14 protein-coding genes are annotated in these 19,072 nt (G+C 61.3%); 11 read left to right on the top strand and 3 right to left on the bottom strand.

What is annotated here, in order from left to right; translation table 11 throughout:
* Positions 1-32: 32 nt before the first annotated feature.
* Both PMI32_RS22470 and PMI32_RS22475 read left to right on the top strand, forming a co-directional pair.
* Positions 33-596: a TetR/AcrR family transcriptional regulator gene (locus tag PMI32_RS22470; RefSeq protein WP_008026275.1), complete on the top strand. Its 564-nt coding sequence runs from the start codon at positions 33-35 to the stop codon at positions 594-596.
* Positions 597-652: 56 nt separating this feature from the next.
* Positions 653-1,129 carry a nuclear transport factor 2 family protein gene (locus PMI32_RS22475; RefSeq protein WP_008026274.1) on the top strand — a complete coding sequence of 159 codons (477 nt, stop codon included), beginning with the start codon at positions 653-655 and terminating at the stop codon, positions 1,127-1,129.
* Between the two features lie 117 nt (positions 1,130-1,246).
* Here the strand turns inward: PMI32_RS22475 and sfnG are convergent, their stop codons facing one another.
* Entirely contained in the window at positions 1,247-2,338 is a 1,092-nt protein-coding gene (gene sfnG / locus PMI32_RS22480; RefSeq protein ID WP_008026272.1) for a dimethylsulfone monooxygenase SfnG, read from the bottom strand.
* 346 nt (positions 2,339-2,684) lie between these two features.
* Between sfnG and PMI32_RS22485 the strand changes: the two genes are divergently transcribed.
* Both PMI32_RS22485 and PMI32_RS22490 read left to right on the top strand, forming a co-directional pair.
* Positions 2,685-3,923, top strand: a complete 1,239-nt coding sequence (locus PMI32_RS22485; protein ID WP_008026269.1) for an acyl-CoA dehydrogenase family protein — start codon at positions 2,685-2,687, stop codon at positions 3,921-3,923.
* A 182-nt stretch (positions 3,924-4,105) separates the two neighbouring features.
* Positions 4,106-4,885 (top strand): TSUP family transporter, encoded by a 780-nt coding sequence (locus PMI32_RS22490; RefSeq protein ID WP_008026267.1) that lies wholly within the window; start codon positions 4,106-4,108, stop codon positions 4,883-4,885.
* Here the strand turns inward: PMI32_RS22490 and nudC are convergent.
* Positions 4,853-5,683, bottom strand: a complete 831-nt coding sequence (gene nudC, locus PMI32_RS22495; RefSeq protein WP_008026265.1) for an NAD(+) diphosphatase — start codon at positions 5,681-5,683, stop codon at positions 4,853-4,855. The two genes, PMI32_RS22490 and nudC, sit on opposite strands and share 33 nt — an antisense overlap.
* A gap of 7 nt (positions 5,684-5,690) precedes the next feature.
* Positions 5,691-6,503 carry a crotonase/enoyl-CoA hydratase family protein gene (locus PMI32_RS22500; RefSeq protein ID WP_008026262.1) on the bottom strand — a complete coding sequence of 271 codons (813 nt, stop codon included), beginning with the start codon at positions 6,501-6,503 and terminating at the stop codon, positions 5,691-5,693.
* 555 nt (positions 6,504-7,058) lie between these two features.
* On the opposite strand from PMI32_RS22500, the gene glgA reads away from it, so the two are divergent.
* The 7 genes from glgA to PMI32_RS22535 all read left to right on the top strand — a co-directional run bounded on the left by glgA (position 7,059) and on the right by PMI32_RS22535 (position 18,988).
* Entirely contained in the window at positions 7,059-8,645 is a 1,587-nt protein-coding gene (gene glgA, locus PMI32_RS22505) for a glycogen synthase GlgA (RefSeq protein WP_008026261.1), read from the top strand.
* Between the two features lie 13 nt (positions 8,646-8,658).
* Positions 8,659-10,455, top strand: a complete 1,797-nt coding sequence (treZ, locus tag PMI32_RS22510) for a malto-oligosyltrehalose trehalohydrolase (protein ID WP_008026258.1) — start codon at positions 8,659-8,661, stop codon at positions 10,453-10,455.
* On the top strand, positions 10,452-12,530 hold the full coding sequence (malQ, locus tag PMI32_RS22515) for a 4-alpha-glucanotransferase (RefSeq protein WP_008026256.1): 2,079 nt from the start codon (positions 10,452-10,454) through the stop codon (positions 12,528-12,530). The genes treZ and malQ overlap by 4 nt, the downstream gene beginning before the upstream one ends.
* A complete protein-coding gene (locus PMI32_RS22520; protein WP_008026254.1) occupies positions 12,527-15,298 on the top strand; it encodes a malto-oligosyltrehalose synthase in 2,772 nt (923 codons plus the stop codon). Before malQ ends, PMI32_RS22520 begins: the two co-directional genes overlap by 4 nt.
* A 2-nt stretch (positions 15,299-15,300) precedes the next feature.
* Positions 15,301-15,627: a DUF2934 domain-containing protein gene (locus tag PMI32_RS22525; protein WP_008026252.1), complete on the top strand. Its 327-nt coding sequence runs from the start codon at positions 15,301-15,303 to the stop codon at positions 15,625-15,627.
* A 227-nt stretch (positions 15,628-15,854) separates the two neighbouring features.
* The gene (gene glgX, locus PMI32_RS22530) at positions 15,855-18,014 is read left to right on the top strand and encodes a glycogen debranching protein GlgX (protein WP_008026249.1); all 2,160 of its coding nucleotides are present in this window, start codon (positions 15,855-15,857) and stop codon (positions 18,012-18,014) included.
* Positions 18,015-18,229: 215 nt separating this feature from the next.
* Positions 18,230-18,988 (top strand): PIG-L deacetylase family protein, encoded by a 759-nt coding sequence (locus PMI32_RS22535; RefSeq protein WP_008026247.1) that lies wholly within the window; start codon positions 18,230-18,232, stop codon positions 18,986-18,988.
* Positions 18,989-19,072: the final 84 nt, after the last annotated feature.

Raw genomic sequence — 19,072 nt, 5'->3', positions numbered from 1 at the left:
CCAAGGAGAACGATCGTTCTACTGTACGCCACATGAACGAAATCACTAGCAACGACACACGCGACATCATTCTGGATGTCACCGAAAAGTTGATCTACAAAAGTGGCATCGCTGCCACGGGCATGGATCTTCTGGTGAAAACCGCCGGCGTCTCCAGAAAAAGCATCTACCGCTACTTCGCCAACAAGGATGAGTTGACCGTCGCCGCCCTGCAACGCCGCGACGTGCGCTGGATGCTCTGGTACAGAAGTGCCGTCGACCAGGCCGAAACCCCGGCCGACCGGCTGCTCAACCTGTTTACCGTGCTCAAGGCCTGGTTTGCCTCCGAAGGCTTCCGTGGCTGCGCTTTCATCAACACCAGCGGTGAAACCGGCGACCCGCAAGACCCGGTCCGACTGGTCGCCAAAGAACACAAACAGAAGCTGCTCGACTACGTGCGCGAGCTCTGCACCGAACATGGCGCAACCGACCCGGAGACGCTGGCCAAACAGCTGCTGATCCTGATCGATGGTGCCATTACCGTGGCGCTTGTCATGGGTGATCACAGTGCCGCCGATAATGCGCAATGCATGGCGCGAAAGTTATTGGACCTGTAACACTTTAAACAAGCCCGACAACTTGCTTGAACTTTAATTTTATAGGGAGACTTTAAATGTCTAACGCCGAAGTTCGTCCGCCATTGCCGCCGTTTACCCGTGAATCGGCCATCGAAAAAGTTCGCCTGGCCGAAGATGGCTGGAACTCCCGTGATGCAGAGCGTGTGTCTCTGGCCTACACACTGGACACCAAATGGCGCAACCGCGCCGAATTCGCCTACAACCGTAAAGAAGCCAAAGGTTTCCTGACGCGCAAATGGGCCAAGGAACTGGACTATAGACTGATCAAGGAACTCTGGGCGTTCACCGGCAACCGCATCGCCGTGCGCTACGCCTATGAATGGCACGACGACTCGGGCAACTGGTTCCGTTCCTACGGCAACGAAAACTGGGAGTTCGACGAGAACGGCCTGATGGCCAACCGGTTCGCCTGCATCAACGACATGCCGATCAAGGAAAGCGACCGCAAGTTCCACTGGCCGCTGGGGCGTCGCCCGGATGATCATCCGGGCCTGTCCGACCTCGGCCTGTAAGCACACATCCCCCTTGTAGGAGCCGGCTTGCTGGCGATGGCGTCATAACATTCAACGATGATGTTGATTGTGAAATCGCTATCGCCAGCAAGCCGGCTCCTACAGGGTTTGTGGTGGTCAGGCGACTTCGGCTTGTTTCACGCTGGCCTCGGCCTCCAGCTCCCGCACCAACGGCAGCACTCGCTTGCCGAAATACTCGACCTCTTCCTGAAAGTGCAGAAACCCCGCCAGCACCAAATCCACGCCCACCGCTTTCAACGCCACAATCCGCTCGGCAATTTGCCGGGGCGTGCCGATCAGGTTGGTCTTGAAACCGTCGTTGTACTGCACCAGATCCTCGAACGTCGATTTGGCCCAATTGCCCTCGCCTTCCGGTGATGCCCTGCCCGCCTGTTTCGCCGCATCGCCAAAGGCATTCACCGCTTCCGGATCAGCCTGATCGATGATCTGCGCCAGCACTGCGCGAGCCTCTTCTTCGGTGTCGCGGGCGATGACAAACGCGTTGACCCCGACCTTCACCGAGTGATTGTTCGCGGCGGCCTTGCTGCGGATATCGTCGACTTGCGCCTTGATGCCTTCCGGTGTGTTGCCGTTGGTGAAGTACCAGTCCGAAACTCGCGCCGCCATGTCCCGTGCAGCACGGGAGCTGCCGCCCTGAAAAACTTCCGGTTGGCCCAGCGGCTTGGGTTTGAGGCTGTAATTGTCGAAGCGGTAAAAGTCGCCGCGAAAGGTGAAGTTGTCCTGGCTCCAGATGCCTTTGAGCGAGCGAATGAATTCTTCGGAGCGGCGATAGCGCTCGTCGTGCTCCAGCCAATGCTCGCCGATGGCCTGGAATTCACCCTTGAACCAACCGCTGACGATGTTCACCGCGATGCGGCCGTTGGTCAGTTGATCGATGGTCGCCAGTTGCTTGGCTGCCAGCGCGGGTTGCCAAGGGCCGGGCAGGATCGCCGCGATGACTTTCAATGTGGTGGTGGCGGCGAGCAGCGCGTGGCTGAAGGCAACCGATTCATGCTGGTACTCGGCGCCGTAACCGGCGGTGAAGCGAATCTGCGTCAGGGCGTATTCGAACCCCGCCTCTTCAGCCAGTTGCGCCAGTTTGCGGTTGTAGTCGATGCCCCAGTGGGTGCGTTGTTCGATCTTGCTGACCACCAGCCCGCCGCTGACGTTCGGCACCCAGTAGGCAAATTTGACGGCTTGCTGACTCATTGACGTGTCCTCGGGACGTTAGGAAGTCCTGGGGTGAGAGCAGCAACCGTGCCAGTGCTTTCCTGTAGCGACCGAAGCCCCCTGTGGGAGGCCCCCTGTGGGAGCGAGCCTGCTCGCGATGGCGGTGTGTCAGCCAACAAAAGTGTTGTATGTGCAACCGCCATCGCGAGCAGGCTCGCTCCCACAGGGTTCTGGGTGTGACAGGGCAATTTGCTACGGCGCTGTTGCTGCAGCAACAGTTCAGGCCACATTGAGGCACGTACGCCCCGCAGATCATGGCTGTTCCTGGTCGGCATGGACCATGCAATCCCCCATGGCATCCACTGCCGATCCAAGGAGCTGTCCCATGACCGAACACCAGGTAATCAATCCGCTGTCCATTGGCATTGACTATGAAGCGCTGGCCGCGAGATTCCGCCCGATTTTCCAGCGCATCGCCGCCGGTGCCGTTGAGCGTGAACAGTCGCGCAGCCTGCCTTACGAACCCATCCAGTGGCTGAAGGAAGCCGGTTTCGGCGCGGTGCGCGTGCCGGTGGAATATGGGGGTGGCGGCGCCTCCCTGCCGCAGCTGTTTGAGTTGCTGATCGAACTGGCCGAAGCCGACTCCAACGTGCCCCAGGCACTGCGCGGGCATTTCGCGTTTGCCGAGGACCGCTTGAACGCCACGCCAGGGCCGGCACGGGATCTGTGGTTCAAACGCTTTGTCGACGGCGACATTGTCGGCTGTGCCTGGACTGAAATCGGCAATGTGGCGATTGGCGATGTGATCACCAAAGTCTCGCCCAACGGCGACGGCTGGCGACTCAACGGTGAAAAGTTCTACAGCACCGGCAGCCTGTTTTCCGACTGGATCGACGTCTACGCCCAGCGCAGTGATACCGGCGGCGATGTCATCGCAGCGGTGCGCACCCGGCAACCGGGGATCGTGCAAAGCGATGACTGGGACGGTTTCGGTCAGCGCACCACGGGCAGCGGCACGTCGCGGTTTATCGACGCCGAGGTGGACGCCGAAAACATCATCGACTTCGCCACCCGTTTCAAATACCAGACGGCGTTCTATCAGCTCGTGTTGTTGGCCACGCTGAGCGGGATCGGTCGCGCCGCGTTGCGCGACGTGGCGCATCAGGTACGTGAGCGCAAACGTATTTACAGCCATGGCAATGCCCAGCGCGTCAGTGAGGACTCGCAAGTTCAACAAGTCGTCGGTGAAGTGGCTGCGCTGGTGTACGCCGCCGAAGCGAGCGCGTTGAAGGCCGCGCAACCGGCGCAGCGGGCGTATCTGGCGCGGTTTTCGGGGGATGACGCGCGGGAGCGGGCGGCGAATGTTGCGGCGGAACTCGAGTCGGCAAAAGCACAGGTTGTGGTGTCCGAGCTGATTCAGCGGGCGACCACCGAGCTGTTCAATGCGCTGGGGGCTTCGGATGTGCGTCAGGGCAAATCGCTCGACCGGCATTGGCGTAATGCGCGGACCGTGTCTTCGCATAATCCGGTGATCTACAAGGCGCGGATTGTCGGGGATTGGAAGATTAACGGGACTGAACCGCCGTTTGTGTGGCAGATCGGGAATGGGCCGGCCGCCAAGTGATGTAGCGCCTGCAAGTCAGTCTTCGCGGGCAAGCCTCGCTCCTACGGTTAAGCGCATTCCCCTGTAGGAGCGAGGCTTGCCCGCGAAGAGGCCAGACCAGTCGCCGCAGAAGTTGGATATAGGTAAGATACCGGCCCTTCCCCGCAGCCCTTTGCTGCACCCCGCCGAATAAGCCCATTTCCATGCCTTTCGAACTCAGCGTTGACCTCACCACCCTCGCCATCCTGGCCGTCGTCGCCTTCATTGCCGGTTTCATCGACGCCATTGCCGGTGGCGGCGGTCTGTTGACCACGCCGGCGCTGTTGACCGCTGGCCTGCCGCCGCACCTGGTGCTGGGCACCAACAAACTCAGTTCGACCTTCGGCTCGGCCACCGCCAGTTTCACCTTCTATCGGCGCAAACTGTTCCATCCCCGGCAGTGGGTGCACGCCATCGTCGGCACCTTGGTCGGCGCGCTGGCCGGTGCCGTAGTCGCGCATTACCTGCCCGCCGAATGGCTGAACAAAATGCTGCCGGTGATCGTGTTCGCCTGCGGCCTCTACCTGTTGTTCGGTGGCACGCCGAAAGCGCCGCTGGACAGCGAGGCACCGATCAAGAAAAAGTGGCAATCGACCCAAGGCTTCAGCCTCGGCTTCTACGACGGCGTGGCCGGCCCTGGCACTGGCGCGTTCTGGACCGTGAGCAGCCTGCTGATGTACCCCATCGACCTGGTGAAGGCCAGCGGCGTGGCGCGCAGCATGAACTTCGTCAGCAACATTGCGGCGCTGTCGGTGTTCATCTTTTCCGGGCAAGTGGACTGGATCATCGGCCTGAGCATGGGCCTGTCGGTGATGGTCGGTGCGTTCTTCGGTGCGCGCTCCGCCATCAGCGGCGGAGCCAAGTTCATTCGTCCGGTGTTCATCACCGTGGTGCTGGGTCTGACCGTGCGCCTAGCCTGGCAGCACTGGTTCAGCGTGGCCTAAGCGCCGCGCCACATAGACGTCGATCAGGTAACGGGCAATCGAGCGTGACGCCGGCAACGGCGGCAGCTCGTGCACGTTGAACCACTGGGCGTCTTCGATCTCGTCCTCCTGGCAAACAATCTCGCCGCCGGCGTACTCGGCGTGGAAGCCGAGCATCATCGAGTGCGGGAACGGCCAGCACTGGCTGCCCATGTACTGGATGTTCTTGACCTCGATCTGCACCTCTTCACGCACCTCGCGAATCAGGCAATCTTCAGCCGATTCGCCCGGTTCGGCAAAACCCGCCAGCGTGCTATAGACCCCGGTGACAAACCGTGGCGAGCGCGCCAGCAAGACTTCATCGCCACGGGTGATCAGCACGATCATGCTCGGCGAAATCCGCGGGTAATAGCGCAAATTGCACGGCTCGCAGTACATCGCCCGCTCACGCGGCACCTGCAAGGTCGCCTGCCCGCAGTTGCCGCAAAAACGGTGTTCGCGGGCCCAGGTGCCGATCTGCGCGGCATAACCCAGCACTTTGTAAACCGCGTGATCGCCATCGAGCATGAACGCCCGCAAGCCTTTCCAGTTGCAGCCCGGTACTTCGCTGTGACTGCGCAGCTCCAGCAGGTAGACCGGTTCGCCATCCAGATGACCAATGCCGTGTTCGGCCAGAACCGGCAGGTCCTGACGCTTGAGCCATTCACGCGGGAACAGCGCGCCATTGTCGTCGAACAGGAAGCCTTCGGGGCTGCGCGCGACGGCCCAGCCGCCCGGTTGATCGGTGTCCAGTACTGCAGTGGTCCAGCGTGAAGTCATTTTTCAATCAATCCAGAAATTCGGGTTTCTGTTTGCTCATATGGGCGGCCATGGCCACGCGCAAGTCAGTGGATTGCAGCATGGCGGCGTTCCAGGTAGCGACGTATTCAAGGCCGTCGTCAATGCGATGGTCGCGCATGTAGCTGATCATCTCCTTGGTGCCGGTGATCGCAATCGGCGACTTGCCGGCGATGTCCCGGGCAATGCCCATGACACCGTCGAGCAGGCTGGCGGCGTCGCTGTAGACGCGATTGACCAGGCCGATACTGCGCGCTTCCTCGGCGCCAAACGAGCGACCAGTGTAAGCCAGTTCACGCAGCATGCCGTCACCGATGATCCGCGGCAAGCGTTGCAAGGTGCCAACGTCGGCGGCCATGCCGATGTCGATTTCCTTGATCGAGAATTGAGCGTCTTCGGCGGCATAACGCATGTCGCAGGCGGCAATCAGATCGATCGCGCCACCCAGGCAATAACCCTGGATTGCTGCCAGCACCGGCTTGCGGCAGTTGTCGACGGCATTGAAGGACGCTTGCAGCGCGAGGATCTTGCGGCGCAGCAGGCGCGCATTGCGGCCGACGTCCTTGCCCAGCTCATTGGCCACGCCGGCCAGCATCATCAGGTCGATACCGGAGGAAAAATGTTTGCCGGCGCCGCTGAGCACCACCACCCGGACTTCGTCGGTGTCATCGATCCACTGGAAGATCTCGATGATCTCGCTCCAGAACGCGGCGTTCATCGAGTTGATCTTTTCCGGACGATTGATCTGCACATGGGCAATTTTATCGGCCAGTTCGACGGTGAACGCAGTGTACTGAGACATGGCAGTGATCCTTTACCGGGCAAAAAATGAGGCCCGAACTATAACAAGGCAACCCGCGCCGCAGTAAGGCAGCGGTTCGGCCAAAAGCGGGACCTGCGAGCGCACCACAACAGTGCGCAGTCGTAATCGCCCTCGCACATTCATGTGACTGACAGGTTACTTTTTGGGGCCGAATCGCGAAAAAACATGCCCTTCGTCGGGGCGTTTGGCTGCCTATCCGGTACGTCCGTACCGCTTTGAACCGATTGTCGAACAATTTTGCCAACTGGCCTTCACCGCTCTAAGTTCTGGCCTAGACTCCTTTTCGCGGGGCAAAACCGGTCGGTCACAAAGTGTCAAAAAAATCGAAACTTTTGCCATTTGTGGCCGGTCCTCTGAAAGGTAGGTGCGTTGCGACTGGTGCAATCCTTGCAACGGCCACTCCAGCCATTCTGCTTTAACGCATGGGCAGCGTTTGCTCACCGATGCGTAGCGCGTTTGCGCCCGGCCACAGGATTTGGCCACGAAACACCGTTTGCCAGACCTAGAACTAGATCAACAACACGGGAGATTCATATGATCAGTACGGCATTAGATATCCAGGGAGAACGTGCTCATCAGCAGGTCGGCGAAACAAGCGCCGTGAGTGCCCCAAGTGCCCAATCGATCAACGTCACGGGTACCAAGACGTTGACGCCGGTGGTCAGTCAGAATCCCAACAGAAAGAAAGTGTTGTTTGTGACCTCGGAAATCGCCGACCTGGTGAAGACCGGCGGTCTGGGTGACGTTTCCGCGGCGCTGCCCCGGGCCATGGCGAAATTGCACGATGTGCGTGTGCTGATCCCCGGTTACCCGCAAGTGCTGCACAGCGAAAACCCGATCCACATTATTGGTGAGCTTGGCGGTCATGCCGCGCTGCCTGCCTGCAAGATCGGGCGCATGGACATGCCTGACGGCCTGGTCATTTACGTGTTGATCTGCCCTGAACTCTACGAGCGCGAAGGTTCACCTTACGGCGCCAATAACGGCCGCGACTGGCCGGACAACCATATTCGTTTCGCCCGCCTGGGCCTGGCTGCTGCCGACATCGCCGCCAACCTCGCACAAATCCACTGGTGCCCGGACCTGGTGCACGCCCATGACTGGCCCGCCGGCCTGGCCCCCGCCTATATGCACTGGCGCGGTCAACGCACGCCGACGCTGTTCACCATTCACAACCTCGCTTATCAAGGCGTGACCAGCCTGGGGTCGTGCCCCGAGCTGGGCATTCCCGCGCATGCCCTGCAACAGGAAGGCATGGAGTTTTACGGCAAGATGTCGTTCCTCAAGGCCGGCATGGCTTATTCGAGCCACATCACCACCGTCAGCGCCACCTACGCCCAGGAAATCACCACGCCGGCCTTCGGCTGCGGCCTCGACGGCTTTCTCGCCGCCAAGACCCAGCAAGGCCTGCTCAGCGGGATTCCCAATGGCATCGATGAGAGCTGGGACGCCGCCACGGACACCCACCTGTTCCGTCCGTTCAGCATCGGTGACTGGGAAGGCAAAGCGGTCAACGCGGCGCACGTGCGCGAACTGTTCGGGCTGGACGACTCCGAAGGTCCGCTGTTCGCCGTGGTCTCGCGCCTGGTCTATCAGAAAGGCCTGGACCTGACGGAAGCCGTGTCCGAGTACATCGTCAAATCCGGTGGCCAGATCGCGATCATCGGGCGCGGCGAGCCGGAAGAAGAACAGGCAATGCGTGAACTGGCCCTGCGCTTTCCAGGGCAGATCGGTGTGCGCATCGGCTTCAACGAAACCGACGCCCGTCGCATGTTCGCCGGCAGCGATTTCCTGCTGATGCCCTCGCGTTATGAACCGTGCGGCTTGAGCCAGATGTACGCCCAGCGTTTCGGTTCGTTGCCGGTGGCACGCAACACCGGCGGCCTGGCCGACACCATCGAAAATGGCGTGACCGGTTTTCTGTTCGACGAATCCACGGTCGAGAGCTATCAGGAAGCCCTGAGCCGAGCCTTCAAAGTGTTCGCCTTTCCTGGCTTGCTCAATGCCATGCGCTGCCGGGCCATGGCCGCACCGTTCAACTGGTGCAAAGCCGTCGAACCCTACGCCGAACTCTACGAACAGCTGGTGGCTAAAGCGCTGGGGAAATCGAACAAACAGTAAGAGGTTTTCAACGATGCCGTTACGGACCCTTGAGACCTGGCCCCACGGCGCAATCATGCTGGACGCAGAGCACACGCGTTTTGCCTTGTGGGCGCCGGATGCGTTTTTTGTCAGTGTCGAACTGGAAGATGGACAGTCCTTGCCGTTGCTGCCTCAGGCCGATGGCTGGTTCGTGATCAAGACGCGCTGTCCTGCGGGCACGCGTTACCGCTACAACATTGATGGCGAACTCGAGGTGCCCGACCCGGCCTCCCGCGCTCAGGCCGGTGACATTCATCGGCACAGCGTGGTGGTCGATCCCCTCGCCTACACCTGGCGACACCGCGACTGGCTGGGGCGGCCCTGGAACGAGGCAGTGATCTACGAGTTGCACGTCGGTGCGCTCGGCGGTTACGTCGAGGTCGAGCAGCACCTGGCGCGGCTTGCCGGACTGGGCGTTACCGCCATCGAACTGATGCCGCTGGCGCAATTCCCCGGCGATCGCAATTGGGGCTACGACGGGGTTCTGCCCTACGCACCCCAGGCGTCCTACGGCACGCCCGAGCAACTCAAGCACCTGATCGACAGCGCCCACGGCCATGGTCTGGCGGTGATGCTCGACGTGGTCTACAACCACTTCGGCCCGGACGGCAATTACCTGCATCGCTACGCCAAGGCGTTCTTCAATGAAGACAAACACACGCCTTGGGGCGCGGCCATCGACTTCCGGCGACGCGAGGTGCGCGACTTCTTTATCGACAATGCGTTGATGTGGTTGCTGGAATACCGTTTTGACGGTTTGCGCTTCGACGCGGTGCACGCGATCAAAAGCCCGGACTTTCTACAGGAATTGGCGCAACGCATCCGGCAGCAAATCGACCCGGCGCGCCACGTGTGGCTGACAGTCGAAAACGAACACAACCAGGCCAGCCTGCTGCAAGAAGGCTACGACGCACAGTGGAACGACGACGGCCACAACGCCTTGCACGTGCTGCTGACCGGTGAAACCGAGGCCTATTACGCCGACTATGCCGACAACCCTACCGAACAGTTGGCACGCTGCCTGAGCCAGGGCTTTGTGTTCCAGGGCCACACCAACCGCCACGGCGAAGCTCGCGGCGAGCCCAGCGGTCATTTGCCGCCCACGGCGTTCGTGCTGTTCTTGCAGAACCATGACCAGATCGGCAATCGCGCATTCGGCGAACGGCTGCACCAACTCGCCCACCCTGACGCCTTGAAAGCCGCGACGGCGTTGTTGCTGTTATCGCCGATGATCCCGCTGATGTTCATGGGCGACGAGTTTGCCGCCGAGCAACCGTTCCTGTTTTTCACCAGCCATCACGGCGAACTGGCGGAACTCGTTCGCGAAGGTCGGCGTAACGAATTTTCTGCATTCGACGCATTTTCCGATCCGGCCAAGCGTGAACAGATTCCCGACCCGAACGCGCAGCAGACCTTCGAAGACTCACGGCCGAATCTGACGGCGAGCGGGCAATCGGCCATTTACGCGCTGTATCGCCAACTGCTGAAAATCCGCCACGAGCAGATCATCGCGCGCCTGCCCGGTGCACACCCGTTGGGTGCCGAGGTACTGGCGCCAGGCGCGGTGAGCGCACGCTGGCAACTGGGCGATGGCAGCCTGCTGCGCATTGACCTGAACCTCAGCGACAAGCCGGTGGTCCACTCCCCACAGGCCGGCACTTCGTTGTTGTTCGAACACCCGCCGAAGTCCGCCGACCTGCTGAATCAGGGCACCCTTGCCCCGTATTGCGCGCTAGTCAGCCTCACGACCGCAGCCCCTTTGCTACCCCCGGATGGAGAGCGCCCATGAGCGATGCGCAATTGGAAATACTGGCTAGCCGAGCTGGCCTGGCCGTCGACTGGATCGATGCCAACGGCCGCCCACAAAAAGTCGCGCCATCGGTGTTACGCAATGTCCTGACCGGGCTCGGCCATCCGGCCGGCAGCGCCCAGGAGATCGATGCCAGCCTGCAAGAATTGCAGCAAGTGCAACAAACCCGGCATCTGCCGCCGCTGCTGACCGCGGACGTTGGCGTGGGCCTCAGCCTCGCGCATTATTTCGAGCCGCAGACCCCCTGCGAGATCCACCTTGAGGACGGATCGCGGCTCAACCTGAAACTGGATGCCCAGGCGATGTTGCCGGGCCTGATTCCTGTCGGTTATCAGCACGTCACGATCGACGGCCAATCCTTTACGCTGGCCGTGGCGCCGACACGCTGCTACAGCGTCAGCGATGCGGTCGACAGCCCGATCCCTCGCGCCTGGGGGCTGAGCGTGCAGCTGTACTCGCTGCGTCGTCCCGGCGATGGCGGTTTTGGCGACACCCAGGCGCTGGAAGATCTGGCCCGCGTCGCCGGTGAGCGTGGCGCCGAAGCGCTGGCGATCAGTCCGCTGCACGCGATGTTCAGCAGCGACACCCAACGCTATAGCCCTTATTCGCCGTCCAGCCGCCTGTTCCTCAACAGCCTGTACGCGGCGCCCGGCGCGATCCTTGGCGAACGAGCGATGCGCACGGCGATTGATGCCACCGGGCTCGCCGCCGAGCTCAAGCATCTGGAACAACAGCCGCTGGTTGACTGGCCTGTGGCGGCCGACGCCAAGCACCGTCTGTTGCAGGCGTTGTACGAAGGCTTTGTCCAGGGCGAACACCCGTTGCATGCCGATTTCAGCAGTTTCCGCCACGCGGCAGGCGAAGCGCTGGAGAACCACTGCCGTTTCGAAGCCATTCAGGAAGCCCGTGCCGCCAAAGGTGAAAACCTCGACTGGCGCGAGTGGCCCGAGCAATGGCGCGACCCGCGCAGTGCTGCGCTGGCTGAATTTGCCGAAGAGAACGCCGGGCGCATCGGCTTCTTCGCCTTCTGCCAGTGGTTGATTACCCGTTGCCTGGAGCGCGCACAAACCGCTGCGCGCAGTAGCGGCATGAGCATTGGCCTGATCGCTGACCTCGCGGTCGGTGCCGACGGCGGCGGCAGCCAGGCCTGGAGTCGCCAGGACGAATTGCTCGCCTCGCTGACAGTGGGTGCGCCGCCGGACATTCTCAATCGCACCGGGCAAGGCTGGGGGATTTCCGCGTTCTCGCCTGAAGGCCTGGTGCGTCACGGATTTCGTGCGTTCATCGAAATGCTCCGGGCCAACTTCGCCCATGCCGGTGGCCTGCGCATCGATCACGTCATGGGCCTGCAACGGCTGTGGGTGATTCCCAACGGCTCATCACCCGCCGATGGCGCTTATCTTTATTACCCGGTGGACGATCTTCTGCGCCTGTTGACCCTGGAATCCCATCGGCATCAAGCCATCGTCCTCGGCGAAGATCTCGGGACAGTGGAAGACGGCCTGCGGGAAAAACTTATCGCCCGTTCGATTCTCGGCATGCGCGTGTTGCTGTTCGAGCAGGACAACACACACTTCAAGCCGATCCTCGACTGGCCGGACAACGCACTGGCCACCACCAGCACCCACGATTTGCCGACGCTCAACGGCTGGTGGCATGGTCACGATATCGACTGGAATGCCCGATTGGGCCTGGTCGACGCCACGGGTGAAATCGAGTGGCGCCGTCACCGCGAACGCGAGCGTGAAGGCCTGCGCCGGGCGTTGAGCCAGGACCCGCAGAACTTCCGCGAAGAGTCCCATGAGACCGATCAGATACTCGACGCAGCCATTCGCTTCCTCGGCCATACCCGCGCGCCGCTGGTGTTGCTGCCGCTGGAGGATGCCCTGGGCATCGAACAGCAGGCCAACCTGCCCGGCACCATCGACACCCATCCGAATTGGTCGCGCCGCTTGCCCGGCGCCAGCGAAGCCCTGCTCGATGACCTGGACGCTGCCCGACGTCTGGAATTGCTTGCCTGCGCGCGGCTTCAGGCGGCCGAGCGTGACCGATGAATCAACCACGCGCGACCCTGCGTTTGCAGTTTCATAAAGGCTTCACGCTGGACGATGCGGTGCCGCTGGTGCCCTATTTCTCGCGCCTCGGCATCAGTCATGTCTACGCCTCGCCGCTGCTGAGCGCACGCGCAGGTTCCATACACGGCTATGACGTGGTGGACCCGGGCACGGTCAACCCGGAACTGGGCGGCGAAGCGGCGTTGCGGCGTTTGGTCAGCGCGTTGCGTGAGCAGAACATGGGGCTGATCCTCGACATTGTCTCCAACCACATGGCCGTGGGTGGCGGCGATAATCCCTGGTGGCTGGACTTGCTGGAATGGGGCCGGCTGAGCCCGTACGGCGAATTTTTCGACATCCAATGGCATTCGCCCGATCCGTTGATGGAGGGTCAGCTCTTGCTGCCATTCCTCGGCAGCGACTATGGCGTGGCGTTGCAGGACGGCACCCTGCCCTTGCGCTTCGATGCGCAGCACGGTGTTTTTTACGTCGAACACTACGATCATCAGTTCCCGATTTGCCCGATGGACTACGGCGAATTGCTCAAAGACGATACCGAGCGATTCAAGTCACTGGCCGACCGTTTCAGCACCTTGAGTTACCAGACTGACGCCCACCGCCTGGCCGAACCGTTGAAAGACGAGCTGCGCGAACTGGCCAGCGACCCGGCCCTGCTTCAAGTCATCGAGCAGAACCTGCAAGCCTACGATTCGCTCACGCCGGACGGTTTCCAGCGCCTGCACCAGTTGCTGGAACGTCAGAGCTATCGCCTCGCCAGTTGGCGCACGGCGGCGGATGACATCAATTGGCGGCGCTTTTTCGATGTCAACGAACTGGGCGGTCTGCGTGTGGAGCGCCCGGCGGTGTTCGAAGCCACTCACGCAAAAATCTTCGAGCTGGTCGCCGAGGGCCTGATCGACGGCCTACGCATTGACCATATCGATGGCCTCGCCGACCCGCGCGCTTATTGCCGCAAACTGCGGCGCCGGGTCGACAGCCTGACGCCGGGCCGACACCTGCCGATCTACGTCGAGAAGATTCTCGGTGAAGGTGAAACCCTGCACCGTGACTGGTCGGTGGATGGCACCACCGGTTATGAATTCATGAACCAGGTGTCGTTGCTGCAACATGATCCCGCCGGGGAGAAAACCCTCGGCGAATTGTGGAACCGCTACAGCGAACGGCCTGCCGATTTCCGTCAGGAAGCACACCTTGCCCGTCAGCAAATAATCAACGGTTCGCTTGCCGGCGACTTCGAAAGTGTCGCCCAGGCGCTGCTGCAAGTGGCCCGGGATGATGTGATGACCCGCGACCTGACCCTCGGCGCGATTCGTCGGGCGTTGCAGGAACTGATCGTGCACTTCCCGGTGTATCGCACCTACATCAGCCCTTGTGGGCGTTCCGCTGAGGACGATGGTTTTTTTCAGCAAGCCATGGACGGCGCGCGGCAAAACCTCAGCGAAGCCGATTGGCCGGTACTCGATTGCCTGGCTCGATGGCTGGGCGGCGAACCCTGGCGCAAACGCCCGGTGGGCCGCCCGCGCAAGATGCTCAAGCATGCCTGCGTGCGTTTTCAGCAACTGACGTCACCGGCAGCGGCAAAGGCTGTCGAGGACACCGCGTTTTATCGCTCGGCGGTTTTGCTGTCGCGTAATGACGTGGGGTTCAACACGGAACAATTCAGTGCACCGGTGGCTGACTTCCATGCCACGTGCCTCAATCGTCTCGAAGAATTCCCCGACAACCTGCTGGCCACCGCGACCCACGACCACAAACGCGGCGAAGACACCCGCGCCAGGCTGGCGGTGTTGAGCGAGCGCAGCGCATGGTTCGCCGAGCAGGTGCCGCTCTGGCAGACACTGGCCCGGCCGGTGCGCGACGACGATGCGATGCCGTCGGCGGGCGATGAATTGATTCTGTATCAGACGATTCTCGGCAGTTGGCCGCTGGAACTGCGCGTCGACGATCGGCCGGCGCTCGAGGACTACGTCAAACGTCTCTGGCAGTGGCAGCAGAAAGCCTTGCGTGAAGCCAAGCTGCAAAGCAGCTGGAGCGCGCCGAACGATGCGTATGAACGTGCGACCCAGGCGTTCATTGAACGTCTGCTGCTAAGCCCCGAAGCCGAGCTGCTGCGCGCAGCCCTGAGCAAAGCCGTGACGTCCATCGCCGCCCCCGGCGCACTCAACGGATTGGCGCAAACCTTGCTGCGCATGACCGTGCCGGGCATTGCGGACCTTTACCAAGGCAACGAGTACTGGGACTTCTCGCTGGTCGATCCGGACAACCGTCGCCCGGTGGATTACGCGAGTCGCCAACACACCCTGCAACGTCCGCCGGAACTGCCGGAACTGCTGGCCAACTGGCGTGACGGACGCATCAAACAAACCCTGATCGCGCGCACATTAGGCCTGCGCGCCCAACAGGCCGAGCTGTTTCAACGCGGGACGTATCAAGCGCTGGAAGTGGTCGGCCGCGAGTCACACCGGGTGCTGGCATTTGCGCGCTCGTACAACCAGAAGCAGGCCATCGTGATCGTCCCGATACGCTGTGCAGACCTGCTGAAAAACAGTGCCATACCCCATGTCGGCGCGCCGCAGTGGGGCGATACGCGAGTCAAATTACCGTTTACCACCCCTGCCGAAAATCTGAAGGGACTTTTTTCCAGCGTCGCAGTCACAGAACACAAGGAGCTGATAATTGGCGCCGCGCTGGGGGATTTCCCGGTCAATCTCTTTATCCAAAACTTTGAGTTCAGTTCAGGAGCATAGCGATGAGTACCGACGATAAACGCATCCGCGAATTTGCCTATCAGATCTGGGAATCGGAAGGAAAACCCGAGGGCCATGAAGCCCGGCACTGGGAGATGGCTCGAAAACTGGCAGAAGCCGAAGCCCTGGCCCCCAGCAAAGCGCCCAAGGCGGCCAGCAGCAAAGCGGCAGGCACCAAGCCTGCCGTCAGCAAAACCGCCAACGGCAAGGCTGGCGAGCCGAAAACCAAAGCCAAGGCGAAACCGGCCGCTGCGGCAAAGGTGATCCCGCCCGGGGAAATATCCACCGAGAAGAAACCTCGCGCAGCGCGTAAACCGCCTGCGGTCTGACGCTTCCCGGCATTGTCCTGACTGACCTTGTGGCGAGCGACCTCTCGCCACCGTGGGCACGTTCGCCCCCGATAAACCACTGAACACTGTGGGAGCGAGCCTGCTCGCGATGAACGTTAACGATTACGCGCATTGTCTGGAAAAACGCGTCGTTCTGGAGTCCATCGCGAGCAGGCTCGCTCCTACAGTGAATCGGTGTGTGAGCCCCCTTTTTTGCAGGAGCACCTATGACCAGTCCAAAAAAAGCCGCGCCAGAACCTCAGACCGAGGCTTCGCGAATCCGGGAAGGCCTGCCCTTCCCGCTAGGCGCCACCTGGGATGGTCTGGGGGTCAACTTCGCCTTGTTCTCCGCCAATGCGACCAGGGTCGAACTGTGCATCTTCGATGACGCCGGCGAAGTTGAACTGGAGCGCATCGAACTGCCGGAATACACCGACGAGATCTACCACGGCTACCTCCCCGACGCTCATCCGGGGCTGATCTATGGCTACCGTGTTTATGGCCCGTATGATCCGGCCAACGGGCATCGCTTCAATCACAACAAACTGTTGATCGACCCCTACGCCAAACAACTGCTCGGCCAGTTGAAATGGTCCGAGGCGCTGTTCGGCTACACCATCGGCCACCCCGACGCCGACCTCAGTTTTGACGAACGCGACAGCGCGCCGTTCGTACCGAAATGCAAGGTGATCGACCCGGCGCACACCTGGGGCCACGACCATCGCGTCAGCGTGCCGTGGGACAAAACGATCATTTACGAAACTCACGTGCGCGGCTTCAGCATGCGTCACCCGTCCGTCCCCGAGAACGTGCGTGGCACCTTCGCCGGGTTGATGGTCGATGACATGCTGGAACACATCCGCAAGCTCGGCGTGTCGACCGTGGAATTGCTGCCGATTCACGCGTTCGTGAATGACCAGCACTTGTTGCACAAAGGCATGACCAATTACTGGGGCTACAACAGCATCGCGTTTTTCGCCCCGGACCCGCGCTACCTGGCCAGCGGCAAGATCGCCGAGTTCAAGGAAATGGTCGCGCACCTGCACGAAGCCAATCTGGAGGTGATTCTCGACGTGGTGTACAACCACACCGCCGAGGGCAACGAACAGGGCCCGACCCTGTCCATGCGCGGCATCGACAACGCCTCGTATTACCGCTTGATGCCCGACGACAAGCGCTTCTACATCAACGATTCCGGCACCGGCAATACCCTGGACCTGAGTCACCCGTGCGTGCTGCAAATGGTCACCGACTCCCTGCGTTACTGGGCCTCGGAAATGCACGTGGACGGGTTCCGTTTCGACCTGGCGACCATTCTCGGGCGCTACCACGACGGTTTCGATGAACGTCACAGCTTCCTCGTTGCCTGCCGCCAGGACCCTGTACTGCGCCAGGTAAAAATGATTGCCGAGCCGTGGGACATTGGTCCCGGTGGTTATCAGGTCGGTCGCTTTCCACCGGGCTGGGTCGAATGGAACGACAAATTCCGCGACACCGTGCGCGCGTTCTGGAAAGGCGACGACGGCCAACTCGCTGACTTCGCCAGCCGGATGACTGCCTCCGGTGAAATGTTCAATCAGCGTGGTCGGCGGCCCTACGCGTCAGTGAACTTCGTCACCGCTCACGATGGCTTCACCCTCAACGACCTGGTGTCGTACAACGAAAAACACAACGAAGCCAACGACGAGAACAACCAGGACGGCAGCAACAACAACCTGTCCTGGAACCACGGCGTCGAAGGCCCGACTGGCGACCCGGAAATCAATGCGCTCCGCCAGCGGCAGATGCGCAACTTCTTCGCCACACTGCTGCTATCCCAGGGCACGCCGATGCTGGTGGCCGGTGACGAGTTCGCCCGCACCCAGGACGGCAACAACAATGCCTATTGCCAGGACAGTGAAATCGGCTGGGTCAATTGGGACCTGAGCGAAGATGGCAAGGCGTTGCTGAAGTTCGTCAAACGCCTGATCAAGTTACGCCTGGCCTACCCGATCCTGCGACGCGGGCGCTTCCTGGTGGGCAATTACAACGAGGACATCGGCGTCAAGGACGTCACCTGGCTGGCACCGGATGGCAGCGAGATGAGCACAGAACAATGGGAGGAATCCCACGGCAAATGCCTCGGCATGTTGCTCGATGGCCGAGCCCAGGAAACCGGGATTCGCCGCAAGGGCGGTGACGCCACCTTGCTACTGGTGGTCAACGCGCACCACGACATCGTCAACTTCACCTTGCCGCAAGTGCCGGATGGCAGGTTCTGGACCTGCATGGTCGACACCAATCAGCCATCGATCCGCGGTCAGGAGCGCTTTGAGTTCGGCCACGAATATTCGGTCACCGGCCGTTCGCTGCTGCTGTTCGAATTGCAGCGTGAGGAAGAAGAGTGAAATGAAACTACGGGGGTTTCTACATGGCCAGACAGCGGCCGGACACTGGAGCGACTCCAGCGAAAATTGCGCGACCTGGCACAGCCCGGAGAAAAATATGCACCGGTGGGAACATCGACGCGACGAATAGCGTGACTTGAGCAATACTCTGCTCGCGGCAATCCAGGGTTCGGAGAGCGGCACATTGCTATCAATTAGAACAAGGACGTAGCCCGATGAAATCCGTTTCCATCAGCGACAGCAGCCTTACTGCACAGATCTGGAACAACGCGCCTCAGCTCGACAACATTCCCGTCATCAACACCCAGACCCTGGTCCCGCCCGGCGCCCGCGCCGTGGTGATCGCGCCGCATCCCGGCGATGAAGTCGTGACCTGCGGCGGACTGCTGCAATTACTCAGCGCCCTGGGCCATCCCCTGCAATTGATCTCGATCACCGACGGCAGCGCCAGCCATCCGGGGTCACAGCAATGGTCGGAGAAACGCCTCAGCGTGTTTCGTCCCCAGGAAAGCGTCGAAGCCTTGCGCCGCCTCGGTTTGCCGATGCACAGCCTGAAGTGGATTCGCGGTGGGTTCACCGACAACGCCCTGGCCGAGCGCGAGCTTCAGTTGACTCAATTCATCGCGCGGTACTTGCGGCCTGGTGATGTGGTGTTCAGCACCTGGAGCGAGGACGGCAATGTCGACCACGACGTCGTCGGCCGCGCCAGTGCCAAGGCCGCCGCCTCGGTCGGTGCAGCGTTCAACGAAGTACCCGTCTGGGCGTGGCATTGGCCCTCGCGTGATCGAGGAATGATCCCGTGGCACCGCGCCCGCAAGGTTCGCCTCGACACCTGGACCGTTGCGCGCAAAAGCCACGCCACCCACGCCTACGCCAGCCAGCTCGACGGCGAACCCGCCATCGGCATCGCCCCGCTGCTGCCCCGGGTACTGCTGGAGCGCATGCGGTTGCCCTATGAAATCGTCTTCGTCTAAACCAACACCCCCTGCAGGAGCCAGCTTGCCGGCGATGAAGCCCTTGAACCGTGCGCTAATCTTGCGGACGCCATCGCCGGCAAG

The organism is Pseudomonas sp. GM60, from assembly GCF_000282415.1.
Classification (GTDB): Bacteria; Pseudomonadota; Gammaproteobacteria; order Pseudomonadales; family Pseudomonadaceae; genus Aquipseudomonas; species Aquipseudomonas migulae.
This window is presented reverse-complemented; position numbering and strand designations above follow the sequence as displayed.

What these genes read in the sequence shown, in the direction of transcription:
- PMI32_RS22470 (WP_008026275.1), top strand. Translation starts at nt 33, where the DNA reads ATGAACGAAATCACTAGCAACGACACACGCGACATCATTCTGGATGTC.
- PMI32_RS22475 (WP_008026274.1), top strand. Translation starts at nt 653, where the DNA reads ATGTCTAACGCCGAAGTTCGTCCGCCATTGCCGCCGTTTACCCGTGAA.
- sfnG (WP_008026272.1), bottom strand. Translation starts at nt 2,338, where the DNA reads ATGAGTCAGCAAGCCGTCAAATTTGCCTACTGGGTGCCGAACGTCAGC.
- PMI32_RS22485 (WP_008026269.1), top strand. Translation starts at nt 2,685, where the DNA reads ATGACCGAACACCAGGTAATCAATCCGCTGTCCATTGGCATTGACTAT.
- PMI32_RS22490 (WP_008026267.1), top strand. Translation starts at nt 4,106, where the DNA reads ATGCCTTTCGAACTCAGCGTTGACCTCACCACCCTCGCCATCCTGGCC.
- nudC (WP_008026265.1), bottom strand. Translation starts at nt 5,683, where the DNA reads ATGACTTCACGCTGGACCACTGCAGTACTGGACACCGATCAACCGGGC.
- PMI32_RS22500 (WP_008026262.1), bottom strand. Translation starts at nt 6,503, where the DNA reads ATGTCTCAGTACACTGCGTTCACCGTCGAACTGGCCGATAAAATTGCC.
- glgA (WP_008026261.1), top strand. Translation starts at nt 7,059, where the DNA reads ATGATCAGTACGGCATTAGATATCCAGGGAGAACGTGCTCATCAGCAG.
- treZ (WP_008026258.1), top strand. Translation starts at nt 8,659, where the DNA reads ATGCCGTTACGGACCCTTGAGACCTGGCCCCACGGCGCAATCATGCTG.
- malQ (WP_008026256.1), top strand. Translation starts at nt 10,452, where the DNA reads ATGAGCGATGCGCAATTGGAAATACTGGCTAGCCGAGCTGGCCTGGCC.
- PMI32_RS22520 (WP_008026254.1), top strand. Translation starts at nt 12,527, where the DNA reads ATGAATCAACCACGCGCGACCCTGCGTTTGCAGTTTCATAAAGGCTTC.
- PMI32_RS22525 (WP_008026252.1), top strand. Translation starts at nt 15,301, where the DNA reads ATGAGTACCGACGATAAACGCATCCGCGAATTTGCCTATCAGATCTGG.
- glgX (WP_008026249.1), top strand. Translation starts at nt 15,855, where the DNA reads ATGACCAGTCCAAAAAAAGCCGCGCCAGAACCTCAGACCGAGGCTTCG.
- PMI32_RS22535 (WP_008026247.1), top strand. Translation starts at nt 18,230, where the DNA reads ATGAAATCCGTTTCCATCAGCGACAGCAGCCTTACTGCACAGATCTGG.